Raw genomic sequence first — 12,801 nt, 5'->3', positions numbered from 1 at the left:
TCAGTTCCCCAGGATCAGGCTGGCATTGCTGCCGCCGAAAGCGAACGAATTGCTCATCACATACTGTCCCGATGCATCGCCGGCCAGCCGGCGTTCCGTTTGTACGAAATCCAGCGCCGGCAACGCCGGATCGGCCTCGCCATCCCAAACGTGCACCGGCAGCGACAACCCGCGGGCGAGCGTCAACCAGCCGAATGCGAGTTCGGTCGCGCCCGCCGCGCCGAGCAGATGCCCCGTGAGCGGCTTCGTTCCGCTCGCGGGTACGCCGGCGGGAAACACCCGCGCGGTCACGCGCGCTTCCATCTCGTCGTTCAGGCGCGTTGCCGTCGCATGCAGGTTCACGTAGCCGATCGCAGACGGTGTCACGCCCGCGTCGGCGAGCGCCGCGCGCAGCGCGTCCTCGGCGCCGAGTCCGGCCGGGTCCGGTGCCGAGATGTGATGCGCGTCGCTCGATTCACCGACACCGGCAAGCCGCACCGCGGCTTCGTCGCGGCTCATCACGAACACGGCCGCGCCTTCGCCGATATTGATCCCGCATCGGTTACAGCTCATCGGATTGGTCCGCGTCGGGCTGACCGATTCGAGCGACGCAAAGCCCTGCAACGTCATCTCGCACAGCGTATCCGCGCCGCCGACGATCACCGCATCGCACAGGTTCAGGCGCAGCAGGCGACGCGCCGCCGCGAACGCCTTCGCGCTCGACGTGCAGGCAGTCGACACCGTATAGGCCGGCCCCGCCAGGCCCAGCGCCGCCCGTACGAACGGTGCGGCGGTCCCGATTTCCATCTGCCGGTAATCGAATCCGGGCGGCATCGCGCCGGTCGCCGCTCGCTGCGCGAACGCGTCCTCGGCCGCGCGAATGCCGGACGTGCTGGTGCCGATCACGACGCCGATCCGGCGCGGCCCGTGACGCGCCACCACCGCATCGACGGCAGGAGCGATCTGCGCGAGCGCTGCCAGCAGCAGGCGATTGTTGCGGCAGTCGAAATGCGCCAGCTGTGCGGGCGGCGCGATATCGAGCGGCGAGCACACCTGCCCGACCCAGCCACGGGAGGGTTCTGCCGCGTGCGGGCCCATGCCTGGCGACATGCCGGTGCGAAGTGCATCGGCGATCTCGTCGACGGACCCGCCGAGCGCATTGACCATGCCGAGTGCCGACAGATAGACGGGCGCCTGTGTCAGGTTCATGCGCGATTCTCCGTATGGGACGGTGTCGCGAGCGGCGCGAACAGTACCGAAAACACGATGCCCAACGCGAGCGTCGTACCGAAGCTGCGCAATGCCGGCATCGCACTCACGCCCAGCATGCCGAACGACAGCAGCGTCGTCGCGGCGGACAGCAGCACGCCGGTCCAGACGGCGCCGAGATCGGCCGCGTCCCGCATACACCCTTCGCGCAGGAATACTGCATAATTCGCGCCCACGCCAAGCACCAGCATCAGCGCAAGCCAGTTGAACAGCGTAAGCGGCACGTTCGCATAGCCGAACACAGCCAGCGTCAGGCCGATCGCCAGCACGACCGGCAGCGTCGTCGCAAGACCGCCGCGCACGCCATGACGCCACGCCAGCAGACCGGCGACCACGACGAGCGCGCCGGCGAGCCACAAGCCGCTGTCGACGCGGTACGCACCGAACAGCCTCGACACGCTCGCGGCCTTGTCGACCCACGTCACGCCCGGCAGGCCGCGCGCGATCGCTTCGAACGACGCGACGTCCGTCGCGTCGGCCCGTTCGGGAATCGCAATCGCCGCGTACACGGGATCGCGCTCGCCAACCTTGCCGAGCCACAGATGGCGGAACGGCGCCGACCATTGCGCGGCCAGCCACGTATCGACGGACAGCGATGCCCGCGCGTCGCGAGCGAACGCGTCAATCCACGCATGCGCGACATCGTCGCGGAATCCCGCCTGTTCGAGCGTCGCGCGCAACGCAGCCGGATCCGCGAACACGCGTTCGGCCAACACCGCGCGATTGCGCGCCTGCTGCCGCGCCGACGGCACGAATGCCGCGATCGACTGGACCCGGCCGACATGCAGCGGCGCCAGCGATGCGACGAGCGATGCCGATCGTTCAAGCACGTCGTCGGGTGTCGCGCCTTGGACCACGAAGAATCTGGCCGTGTTCTCGAGGCCGACCGCCGCGCGAATTTCGCCCTCCTGGCGCACCAGGTCCGGATCGCGCTGGATCAGCAACTGGATGTCGTCGTCGCTACGCAGCGCGATCCAGCCCGGCACCGCGACGAGAGCGAGCAGCGCCGCGGCCGCGATCGCACGCCGCCCGCCCAGCACGGATCGCCAACCTGCCAGCACGCGCGCGGCACACGCAAACACGCGTGCAGGCGTTCGCTTCGGCGCCTGGGTGAGCATCAGCGGCAGAAACCCCGTTACGGCCGCGAACGCGGCCGCAATGCCGACCATCGCGAAGCAGGCGATCTGCTTCAGTGCCGGAAACGGCACCCACATCAGGATCGCGTAGCCGAGCAGGCTCGTCGCGAGCGCGACCGCGAGCGCAGGTCGCACGGCAGCCGCACCCCGTCGCGCGTCCCACTGCTTTCCGGCGGATAGATGAACGACGAAATACTGGATCGAATAATCGACCGCTTCGCCGATCAGGCTCACGCCGAACACGAGTGTCAGGAGATGCAGCTTGCCGAACACGAGCAGCGTCGCCGCGAGTGCGCAGGCGATGCCGAACGCCGTGGATGCAAACGCCAGCACCAGCAGGCGCGGCGTGCGGAACACGCTCGTCAGCAGCAATGCGATTCCGATGAGCGACACTGCGCCGATCACGTGCACGTCGCGCTCCGCGCTCGCGCGCGCGGCTTCCGCGTAAAACACCGCGCCGGCACGATCGATTCGCGCGCCCGGATAATCCGTGCCGACCGAGCGCTCCGCATCGGCGGTCGCGTCACGCACCGCCCGCTGGACTTTCGATTCGTATGCCGAACCGGCAAGCGACGTCATCACGAGCACCCCCGTGACACCGTCGCGGTGCGACACGAGCATCCCGTCCTCGAGCGCGAGATTCGACGTTGCCAGCGGCAGGCCCGCGAGCCAGTGCTGGAGCCAGCCGAACGGATCGTCCGCGACGGCGGTCGGCAGGCCGTCGGCCGGCGGCCCGTAAAGTCGCCGGGCCAGCCGGTCGGCAAGCGCTGCGTCGCCTCGTTCGAGCGACGCGCGATCGGCCTCGGTCAGCAATCCGAAGCGGGCCGGCAGATAGGTCGCCGCGATCTGCGACACGTCGAACGGGGGCACCTCGACCGTCACCGAGCGAAACGCGCCGCTGTGCGCGAGCCGGGCACCGAACTGCTTTGCGGCGGCTTTCGCGCGCGCAGCGTCGCGGTCGGTCACCAGATAGACGGTGCGGCCGCCGAGCATGTTGCCGATCGTCTCGACCGCCTTCTCGGCCACCGGATTCGCTTCGGTCGCGGGCAGCAGCGCCAGCAGGTTCGTCTGCAACGGCGACGGCCCCATGAAACGCCAGATGCAGTAAAGCACGACGACGAGTGCGACCAGGGCCCACGCGGCGCAGCGCAGCCGGCGCCGGGCAAGCCTGGCCGGGACGTCGATCGCGTCGCGCGTTTCGCTCATCAGCGCGTCCCCAGCCACGCGCGCTCGGCCGGCGCGGGACCGTCCACCGGCGTCGCCCGCGTGAATTCGAGCGTGGTTACGTTACCGTTCGCGAACGTCATGTCGAGCCGGCCGAGATACGTGCCGCCGCCCATCTCGATCGTGCGGACTGCCTGCGCGAGCTGCGGCTGGTTAGGTCGAAGGAGCATCCGCCAGCGTTCGCGCGTGCCGCTCGCTTCGACGTCGAATTGCGCGTACAGCGCCGACAGATCGCCGCCGAGCATGTCTCGCATCATCCGCGACACCTGCGCGACGCCGCGGCCGTTGCCGCTCGGCGCGACAAGCCGGCCATCGGCCCCGACTTCGCGCACGCCGCCATCGGTAATCACGTAGGTCGCCTGGTACGGCGTCTGGATCCGCCACACGACACCCGACGCTCGATCGAACAGCATCGAGCCCGTGCTGACGAGCGGCTGCTTCATCGCCGCGAGCGTCTGGGTCTGCCGAAAATCGGCGCGGATTGCGCCGACTCGCGCCAGCCTCGCCGCGATGTCGGACACGAGCGCGGTGTTCTCGGGCCGCGCCGCAGCCGGCGCTGTCGACGCGGCCGGAGCCGCGTGCGCAATACCCGCAACGAACGTCGCGCATACGCCGAGCGCCGCGAGAAATCCCCGGTAGCCACTGTTCGTCGTCATCGCGCCTGCACCCGTTCGATCAACGCTGCCGGCGAAACGAACTGCAACTCCCGCGTCGCGGCGTCGATGGCCAGCTGGACCGTGTACCCTTTCGTCAGGCGCTCGCCCGACCCGGCATCGACGATTTCGTAGCCGATCCTCAGCCGGTTCTCGAATTCGAGCAGCGTTGTGCGCACATCGAGCTGCTGGCCGTAGGTCGCCGGCCGCACGTACTTCAGGTGCGCTTCGACAACCGGCCACATGTAACCCGACGCCAGCATTGCCGGATAGTCGTAGTCGATCATCCGCAGCAACGCCGCGCGCCCGCTTTCGAAATACTTCAGATAGTGGCCGTGCCAGCAGACGTTCATCGCGTCGACGTCGTGAAACGGGACTTCGACACGGGCCGTCGCCGTCAGCGGCGCTCCCGGCGCATTCATGCGGCCTCCCTGCAAGACGATGCACCGATCGGGTCGCAGGCGGCGAGCCGGGCAGTCAACGCGCGCAGCTCGGCTTCCAGCGGCCGGTCCTCCACCACCAGCGGCGAACGGCTGCCCACGTCGTCGACGAACGCGCGCAGCGCGGGCGACAGGTGCGTGCCGGCGGCATCCCGCTGGCGCAGCCGCACGGCCTGCACGGTCGCGAGCACATGCGCCGCTGCAACCTGCTCCGTCAGCGCGAGCACGCGCAGGCAATCGCGCGCCGCGATCGTGCCCATGCTCACCTTGTCCTGGTTGTGCGACTCCGTGGAGCGCGAGAACACGCTCGCCGGCATCGTGTGCTTCAGCGCTTCCGCCGTCCATGCCGATGCGGAGATCTGCACCGCCTTGAAGCCATGATTGATGGCCGCGCGATCGCCCGTCGCGCCCGTCAGGTTGCGCGGCAAGCCGTTGCTGAACTTGTCGTCGACGAGCAGCGCGAGCTGGCGGTCCATCAGGTCCGCGAGATTGGCCACCGCCGTTTTCAGCGCGTCCATCGCGAACGCGATGTGACCGCCGTAGAAATTTCCCCCGTGCAACACGCTGCCGTCGTCAGGATCGATCAACGGATTGTCGTTGGCGCTGTTCAACTCGTTCTCGACATCGCGACGCACCCACGTCAGCGCGTCGCGCGTCACGCCAATCACATGCGGCGCGCAGCGCACCGAATAGCGATCCTGCAGACGGTGCCCCGGCGTGTCGTCGCGACCGGCCAGGTCCGCGCGTATCCAGGCCGCCGCGTCGGCCTGCCCGGCATGCGGCTTCGCGTCGAACAGCCGCGCGTCGAAGTGCGCGGCGCGGCCGTCTAGCGCGATGGTCGTCAGCGCGGTCAGACGTGCGGCGATGCGCGTCAGGTGGTCGGCGCGCGCGAACGCGAGGCAAGCGAGCCCCGTCATCACCGCCGTGCCGTTCATCAGCGCGAGGCCCTCCTTCGGCGCCAGTTGCAGCGGCGCGTGGCCGATCGTGCTCCAGACATCGCGCGCCTCGCATTCGGCGCCGTCGAACAGGACGGTGCGCTCGCCGGCCAGCGCGGCCGCGACATAGGACAACGGCGTCAGGTCGCCGCTCGCGCCGACGGAACCTTCGGACGGAATCCGCGGCAGGATCCGATGATTCACGAGGTCGGCCAGCCGTTCGAGCAGCATGAATCGCACTCCCGAATAGCCGAACGCGAGCGAATTGAGCCGCGCGGCGACGATCGCCAGCGTCTGCTGCGCATCGAACCAGTCGCCCATCCCGCATCCGTGATAACGCGTCAACTGCAGCGGCAGCGCCTCGACGAGCGCCGGCGGCACGTCGACAACACACGCGTCGCCGTATCCGGTGGTCACGCCATACAGGATCCCGCCGCCGGCGAGGTAATCGCGCAGCCGCGCCGCGCCGCGCTCGATGCGCTCGCGCCAGCCGATATCCGCGTTCAGCTTCACCGGTGCGCCGCCGCGGGCGATCGCGACGACATCCTCGATGGTCAGATGCCGTGCGCCGATCACGACCGGCGCATGGGCCGTTTCGGACCGCGCCGCGGCGGGTGCGTGCAATTCGTCGGTCACGTTATGTTCGGCCACGCGGACCTCCATCGGGCCGCGCCCAGAAATCGAAGAAATTGAACCATTGGTAGGGAGCCTTGCGGCAGTAATGCTCGAGCCGTTCGGCATAGCGCTGCGCCCATGCGGCCACATGTCCCGAGCGGTCGCGGCGCGGCAGCTCGATGCGATCGGCGAACGGTTCGAAGTAGAGCCGGTAACCTCGCCCCTCTTTCAGACAGAAGAACAGGTAAACCGGGCATTCGAGCGCGTGCGCCAGGATGTACGGCCCCTGTGCAAACGGCGCGGCGGCGTCGAGAAAGCACGCATCGACCGTCTTGCCCGCATCGTGCGGCGGCACGCGATCGCCGACGATCACGAGCAGTTCGCCCGCATCGATGCGCGACTGCATCATGAGCGCCGTGTCCGGCCCGAAATCCGTCACCTGGACGAGTTGCTTGCCGAAATCCCGGCTCGTCTTCGCCAATATCTCGTTGAAGCGCTGCGCGTGCTCCGTATAGACCACCGCTGTCACTTTCGTATGCGCGTCGCGCAATGCAAGTGCCCGCGTCATCTCCAGATTGCCGAGATGCGCGCCGATCACGAGCGCGCCGCGCCCGCTGGCGGCCAGTGCATCGAACGCCGACGCGTCGTCGAAGCACACGTCGAATTCATCGAGCCGGCCGGACCACGCGACGAACTTGTCGAAGCCCGATTGCGCGAACGCGAGCATGTGCCGATACGCGGTGCGCCAGCCCGGACGCGGTGCCGCGCCCACGCCGCCCGCCCCGCGCAGGCGCGTGAAATAGGCGTTCGAAGCGACGCGCGCGGCGCGGTTGGTCAGCACGAAGTAGCCGACGATCGGATACAGCCACATCGACGTGATGCGCGCGCCGACCCAGCGGCAGCTCAACGCCAGCAGCGCCATCCCGACGCGGCTGCCGCGTTCCGGCATGCGCCACCACGACTGCGCCCGGCCCGCGCCCGGCGCGCCGCGTCGCCGGCACAGCCGACGCGCGATCAACCATGGTGCGCGTGCCAGCATGCCCAGCGCCAGTCGTGTATGGCTCGCGCTGATGCGCACGTTGTCGCGCAAAACATCGAAATGCGACACGCCGTCTTCCGGATAAACGACACGCGTCGGAATCGTCCGGAACGTCATGCCGCGCCAGTGAAGCCGTACCAGCACCTCGCTGTCGAACGCCATCCGCTTCGGCATCGGCACCGCGTCGATCAATGTGCAGACCGCATCGACCGGATAGAGGCGGAATCCGCACATCGCGTCGGGAATATCCAGCGACAGCGTCTCGATCCAGACCCACACGTGCGTCAGATAGCGGCCGTACAGGCGCGCTTTCGGCACGCTTGCATCGAAACATGGACGGCCGAGCACGACCGCGTCCGGTTCCGCTTGCGCGGCCGCGACGAACTTCGGCACATCGGCCGCGTCATGCTGCCCGTCGGCGTCGATCTGGATCGCATGCCGGTAACCGCGCTCGCGCGCCGCGCGCAATCCGGCCATCACCGCCGCCCCCTTGCCGCCATTCACCGACAGCCGCAGCAAGGTCATGCAGTCCGCATACCGCACGGCCAGCCCGGCCAGTGTCTGCTGCGTCGGCCCGTCGCTGCCATCGTCGACCACGATGATCGGCAGCCCGTGCACGGCAAGCCGCGCGAGCGTATCGCCGATCGCGTCGCGATGGTTGTAGATCGGGATGACGATACAGACGCCGGTCATTGCATCGCCTCGCCATAAACGAGCGTACCCGACGTGCATTCGCGCGCGCCGCGCCGGAACGCAAAGCGCACGCATCCGCGCGCCGGATCGTGCGCGAGGCGCAATGCGAGCACGGCGCCCGGCGGAACCGGCGCCTTGAACTTCAGATGATCGATCGAGCGGACCGCGAGCGCCGTATCGAACGCGCGGCCGGCAAGCCGGGCGGCCCAGTCGATCTGCACGACGCCGGGGAGAATCGGCATGCCGGGGAAATGCCCGTCGAAATGCGCGAGCGCGGCCGGCACGCGCAGTTCGTAATGCAGGCTGTCGGCGTCGCGCCACTCGGCCAGCAGTTCAAAACCCTCCGCCGTCGGTGCGAACGCGGCCGCGAGCGCCGACGCCGGCAGCTTGCCGCGCGCATCGAACGGCATCGTGCGGCGGAACCGCCAGTAGCGCGGCAACGCGGCTGCGTCGAAATACTCGCCGAGGTCGTGCCGCAACGCCGCGGCGAGTGCCACGCGGCCGTCGGTCTTCAATATCTGGCGGCCGGTGTCGGTCAATACCGCGACCACGCCGATGTGCGCGCGCGATGTGCCTTCGACGACCGTCGCCGCGGCCTGTCCGATATACGGATGCTGGAGAATCCGCGTTTCGAGTTCGGGCAGCGACACGCGCTTGCCATCGAGCTTCACCACGCGATCGCGACGCCCCGTCAATTCGAAACGTCCCTGCCGATCGAAGCGTGCGGTATCGTCGGTGCGATGCCAGTCGTCGTGACCGAGATGCGCGGAGCGCACGATCAGCGCGCCGTCGTCGTCGCGACGCACATCGATTCCCGCCATCGGCTGCCACGCGCTCGTCAGATCCTGACGGCGCCACGCGATGCCGCCCGTCTCGGTGCTGCCGAATATCTCGAACGGCGCGGCGCCGAAGGCCGCCGAATACACCAACGCCGTTTCCTCAGGCAACGGGCCGCCCGACGAGAAGAACAGGCGCGGCGCGGGATCCTGCATCGGAAAACCCGGCAATGCCGGCCAGCGCATCAATTGCGACGGGGTCGATATGACGATGGCGTCGCCGTATGCCGCAAGCCGCTGCTGCAGTTGCTGCGGTTCGAGCACCGACGCGCGGTCGAACGCGCGTCCGACCGCCAACGGCCACAGGATTCTGAAAAGCAGTCCGTAGATATGGTGATGCGGAACGCTCGACAGCGCGACCGCCGCGCCGACCTGCCCGCCCCATTCGCGTTGCAGCGTCCGCACCTCGGCATCGAACTGGGCCAGCGACTTGCGCACCGGTTTCGCGGCGCCGCTGCTGCCCGATGTGTAGAGCGTGATCGCCGCATCCGGTGCGATCGCGCGCCCAGCGGCCTCGATGCCCCCCACGCACTCGCGCGCGCATTCCGCCAGCGCTGCCGCGTCGAGCAGCAGATCGTACGCGTGCGCGAGTTCGTGCAAGTAACCGGGAGCCGCACTGGCCGGAATCACCGTTTCGTTCGCCGCCGCCATCGTGGCGAAGAACGCGCACGCGAAATCGTATGGATCGTCGACACAGACCGCGACGCGACGCGCACCGGCGGCTTCGATCGTTCGCGCGATCGCTTCCGTACGGGCGCGCAAGTCGGCCAGCGTGAAATATGCGTCACCGTCGCGGCAGACGATCGTGGCCGCGTCCGCGTCGGCGCGCAGAAGGTCGGGCAACGCCATCATGCGACGTCCCCCCCGCCGGAGCGCGCCGTTATGAACACGCGGCGCCAGAGCCATTCGCCGGCGAGCAACGCACCGATCAGCACGTAGACGATCGCGCCGTTATAGAGCGCCCACGCAGACCGACTCCAGTACAGCGCCGTATAGATGGAAAACCCGCCATTCACGATGAAGAACGCACACCAGATCTGCGTGACACGCCGCGTATAGCAAACGATCGTCTGGCTCGGCTCGAGATACCTCAGCCGCGCGAATTTCTCGATCATCGTCGGGCCGCGCTGCAGCGTCGCGCCGAATGCAACCAGCAGGCCGGCGCTCACGCACGCCGGATAGAAACGGAGAAGGCGCTCGCTGTCCGTCACGGCGATCGCGAGCGACAGGACGGTCAATGCACCTGCCACGCACCAGTCGTGCGCAGTGAGCCGTTTGAGCGCCATCGCGAACGCCCCTTTCCCGATCGTGCGCTGCACCCACAGCAGCACGAACAGCAGGCAGCCGACATAGCGCGGCGTCAGCATCTGCCATGCGAACAGGATGACGAGCGGATACGCGAGCGCCAGTGCCGCTCGCGCTGCAACACCGACCCAACGCGGCCGGACAGTGCCGGTCACTCGCATATGCGCAACCGATGTCATCCGGCGCGTGCAAGCAACGCGTGAACCGCGGCAATCACGTCGCCGACGGTTCGCACCGACTTGAACTCTTCCGGCTTGATGCGCTGGCCCGTCATTTCCTGAAGCTTGATGGCGAGATCGACTGCATCGATGCTGTCGAGATCGAGTTCGTCGAACAGATGCGTATCGGCAGTCACGCGCTCCGGTTCGATCGCGAAGTTCTCATGAAAGATGGCGCGGATGCGCTCAAGGATTTCTGCGTCGGTCACGTGTCACACCCCTTTTGCCGGCACGGCTTCCTGCGGCGCGTGATGCGCCTGCTGACTCACGATGAACGCGGCCAGCGTATTGATCGAACGAAAATGCGCCTTCGCGTGCTCATCGTTCGCCGCGATCGACAGTTGAAATTTTTTGCGCAGCATGATCCCGACTTCCAGCGCGTCGACCGAATCCAGTCCGATTCCGTCGGTCGAGAAAAGCGGCACGTCGTCGCCGATATCGTCGATGGTCATGTCGTTGAGATCGAGCATCTCGATCAGAAGCTGCTTAATTTGCAGTTTTAAAGTATCCATGCCGAAACAGGTGTTGGGTAATGTGCGTTTCCACTTCGTGCGCGATAGTGCGGGCTGCGATCGACGGCGACACTGCGCCGCCAGTCAACCCATCCGTATCCATCGGATCGAGCACGTCGATCCGCATGCGGAACGCGCGCGACGGCACGTGATACCAGCGCAGCGTCTTGGTGAATACCGGTGGATCGCAATCGATCAGGACCGGCAGGATCCGGGCGCGCGACTGCAGCGCCATGTGCGCGAAGCCACGCGAAAACGCGTGCAGACGGTCGCCGCCGGGGCTGCGCGTGCCCTCGGGAAAGATGATCATCGTGTAGCCGGCCGCCAGTTGCCGCGCGCCGGACTCGACCAATTCGACGGCATCGGCGTTGCTCACGTATTCGGCCGCCCGGACGATACCCCAGAAGCATGGATTGCCCCAGTGCCCGCGCTTGACCACGCAGCATGCTTTCGGCGTCAACGACAACAGCACCATCACGTCGAGCCAGGTCGGATGATTGGCGACGACGATTGCCGGACCACCTTCGCCAAGGCGCGATACGCCGGACACCTCCAGCCGCATCACGCCGATGCGTTGCAGCAATGCGACCAGCAGGCGAAAGAAGTAGTGGATGACAAGCGTTACGACTCGCTGACGCGAGCGTCGATGCGGCCACAGCGCCCCGGCAGCGGCGGCGAGCAGCGAGAAAACCGATCCGCACAGCACGAAGAAGGCCAGGCTGGCGCCGGTCGCGAAGAGCCGCCAGCCGAAATCAAGCCGCGCGATCATGCCAGCTCCAGCGCCAGTACGCGTCGCCGCCGCGCCATGTCGTGGCGACACGTTCGGCCAGGCAATGCCGGACCGCCGCGCTCTGCGTATCGGCCTCCACACTGCCAGCCGCCGGCGAATCGTTTGCGCAGTCGATCGCGACGTCGCAGGTCAAGTAGCCGGCCGGCGCAGTCGCGTCGACCAGGATCGCGATTCCCCCGCTTTGCGGATCGTCCCCGACATCGCCGTAGACAGTGTCGGCCGGCTCATGCGCATGAACGAGCAGCACCGGCGACACGGAAGAGGTTTCGTATTGGCAAAATGCCTCGAGCAGCGCATAGCCGAGGGTTTCGTGCCCGGCGGCGACTGCCGTCGCAGGCGATCGGTCGCGACGGGCGATACCGAAGATGCCCGTGACCGCGTTGAGTACCGACAGGCTGAAGGCCGTCGGGGAAACGGGCTCGCCGGCCTGAATAGCATCGAGAATGGTTGTCGTGCGCGCCAGTTCGCCGTGGCGTGACGCAAATACCACGCGCAATGCACCCGTCACGTCCGCACAGTCGCAAGCGGCCTGCAGCGCGAGCCGCGACAATCGGCTCAATCGACGACGCACCATCGGATCGAGGGCTTCGACGCCCGGCACCCCCGCGGTCGAAATCGACGTCCATCTGGCGATCGGCATGGTCCAATGCAAATCAGCCATTATTATTCTCGATTAGACTTGTTTTCTTTGGGGTTTTTTCGTATTCCGCGTCATCGGGTGTCCGACGGCCGATTGCTATTTTCGCCGAAACGCGCAGACAGCGCAGCATGCCCATCGGGAAAACAAAGGAAAATCGCCGGACGACGCAGCAGCCGGATTATCAATCAGCATTACTTAATCACCGGCATTCCGGTGGGGGCGAACTGTAACAGACGGGTTACAAAAAATCAACATCGGACGGCAGCGAGTCCGGGACATTTAAAATGATTTGTCAATCGGCCAAAATTTCGCCTCACCCAATATTGTTCGTGATCCGCAACGCGCACCACGCGCCGGTTGGGCCGGGCATAGGCCGGAAAGCAAATTGCACGGTGAGATAAAATGCGGGGCACACCGAATATCCGCCGGCCGTTTGACGGTCCGCCGACGCCCGCCATTTCAGCCGCACATCAAAATTGACTGCTGTGAACCCGATGCAGAATCGCACGCCCTCCCT

At 66.9% G+C, this 12,801-nt stretch carries 12 protein-coding genes; all 12 read right to left on the bottom strand.

Annotated elements, in window-relative coordinates; translation table 11 throughout:
• Genes FPJ27_RS10070 through FPJ27_RS10015 form a run of 12 tightly spaced genes read right to left on the bottom strand, consistent with a single transcriptional unit; the run spans position 1 to position 12,305 of the window.
• Entirely contained in the window at positions 1-1,188 is a 1,188-nt protein-coding gene (locus tag FPJ27_RS10070) for a beta-ketoacyl-[acyl-carrier-protein] synthase family protein (RefSeq protein WP_204422775.1), read from the bottom strand.
• The gene (locus tag FPJ27_RS10065; RefSeq protein WP_204422774.1) at positions 1,185-3,590 is read right to left on the bottom strand and encodes an MMPL family transporter; all 2,406 of its coding nucleotides are present in this window, start codon (positions 3,588-3,590) and stop codon (positions 1,185-1,187) included. Before FPJ27_RS10065 ends, FPJ27_RS10070 begins: the two co-directional genes overlap by 4 nt.
• Positions 3,590-4,264, bottom strand: a complete 675-nt coding sequence (locus tag FPJ27_RS10060) for an outer membrane lipoprotein carrier protein LolA (protein ID WP_072436620.1) — start codon at positions 4,262-4,264, stop codon at positions 3,590-3,592. Before FPJ27_RS10060 ends, FPJ27_RS10065 begins: the two co-directional genes overlap by 1 nt.
• A complete protein-coding gene (locus FPJ27_RS10055) occupies positions 4,261-4,683 on the bottom strand; it encodes a thioesterase family protein (protein WP_072436619.1) in 423 nt (140 codons plus the stop codon). The genes FPJ27_RS10060 and FPJ27_RS10055 overlap by 4 nt, the downstream gene beginning before the upstream one ends.
• A complete protein-coding gene (locus FPJ27_RS10050; protein ID WP_204422773.1) occupies positions 4,680-6,299 on the bottom strand; it encodes an aromatic amino acid ammonia-lyase in 1,620 nt (539 codons plus the stop codon). Before FPJ27_RS10050 ends, FPJ27_RS10055 begins: the two co-directional genes overlap by 4 nt.
• A complete protein-coding gene (locus FPJ27_RS10045; RefSeq protein WP_204422772.1) occupies positions 6,274-7,983 on the bottom strand; it encodes a glycosyltransferase family 2 protein in 1,710 nt (569 codons plus the stop codon). The genes FPJ27_RS10050 and FPJ27_RS10045 overlap by 26 nt, the downstream gene beginning before the upstream one ends.
• Entirely contained in the window at positions 7,980-9,671 is a 1,692-nt protein-coding gene (locus tag FPJ27_RS10040) for an AMP-binding protein (protein WP_204422771.1), read from the bottom strand. Before FPJ27_RS10040 ends, FPJ27_RS10045 begins: the two co-directional genes overlap by 4 nt.
• Positions 9,668-10,285: a hypothetical protein gene (locus FPJ27_RS10035; RefSeq protein WP_239483273.1), complete on the bottom strand. Its 618-nt coding sequence runs from the start codon at positions 10,283-10,285 to the stop codon at positions 9,668-9,670. Before FPJ27_RS10035 ends, FPJ27_RS10040 begins: the two co-directional genes overlap by 4 nt.
• A 14-nt stretch (positions 10,286-10,299) precedes the next feature.
• Complete coding sequence (locus FPJ27_RS10030) at positions 10,300-10,551, bottom strand: acyl carrier protein (RefSeq protein ID WP_034179728.1); 252 nt, start codon at positions 10,549-10,551, stop codon at positions 10,300-10,302.
• Positions 10,552-10,554: 3 nt separating this feature from the next.
• Positions 10,555-10,854: a phosphopantetheine-binding protein gene (locus FPJ27_RS10025; protein WP_034179729.1), complete on the bottom strand. Its 300-nt coding sequence runs from the start codon at positions 10,852-10,854 to the stop codon at positions 10,555-10,557.
• Positions 10,829-11,623 carry a lysophospholipid acyltransferase family protein gene (locus FPJ27_RS10020; RefSeq protein ID WP_204422769.1) on the bottom strand — a complete coding sequence of 265 codons (795 nt, stop codon included), beginning with the start codon at positions 11,621-11,623 and terminating at the stop codon, positions 10,829-10,831. Before FPJ27_RS10020 ends, FPJ27_RS10025 begins: the two co-directional genes overlap by 26 nt.
• Positions 11,607-12,305: a beta-ketoacyl synthase chain length factor gene (locus FPJ27_RS10015; protein ID WP_175958943.1), complete on the bottom strand. Its 699-nt coding sequence runs from the start codon at positions 12,303-12,305 to the stop codon at positions 11,607-11,609. Before FPJ27_RS10015 ends, FPJ27_RS10020 begins: the two co-directional genes overlap by 17 nt.
• Positions 12,306-12,801: the final 496 nt, after the last annotated feature.

This window comes from Burkholderia sp. MS455, assembly GCF_016899445.1.
In the GTDB taxonomy this organism is placed as follows: Bacteria; Pseudomonadota; Gammaproteobacteria; order Burkholderiales; family Burkholderiaceae; genus Burkholderia; species Burkholderia pyrrocinia_C.
Note: the sequence above shows the minus strand (reverse complement) of the source record. Positions and strands in the feature narration are given on the sequence as shown.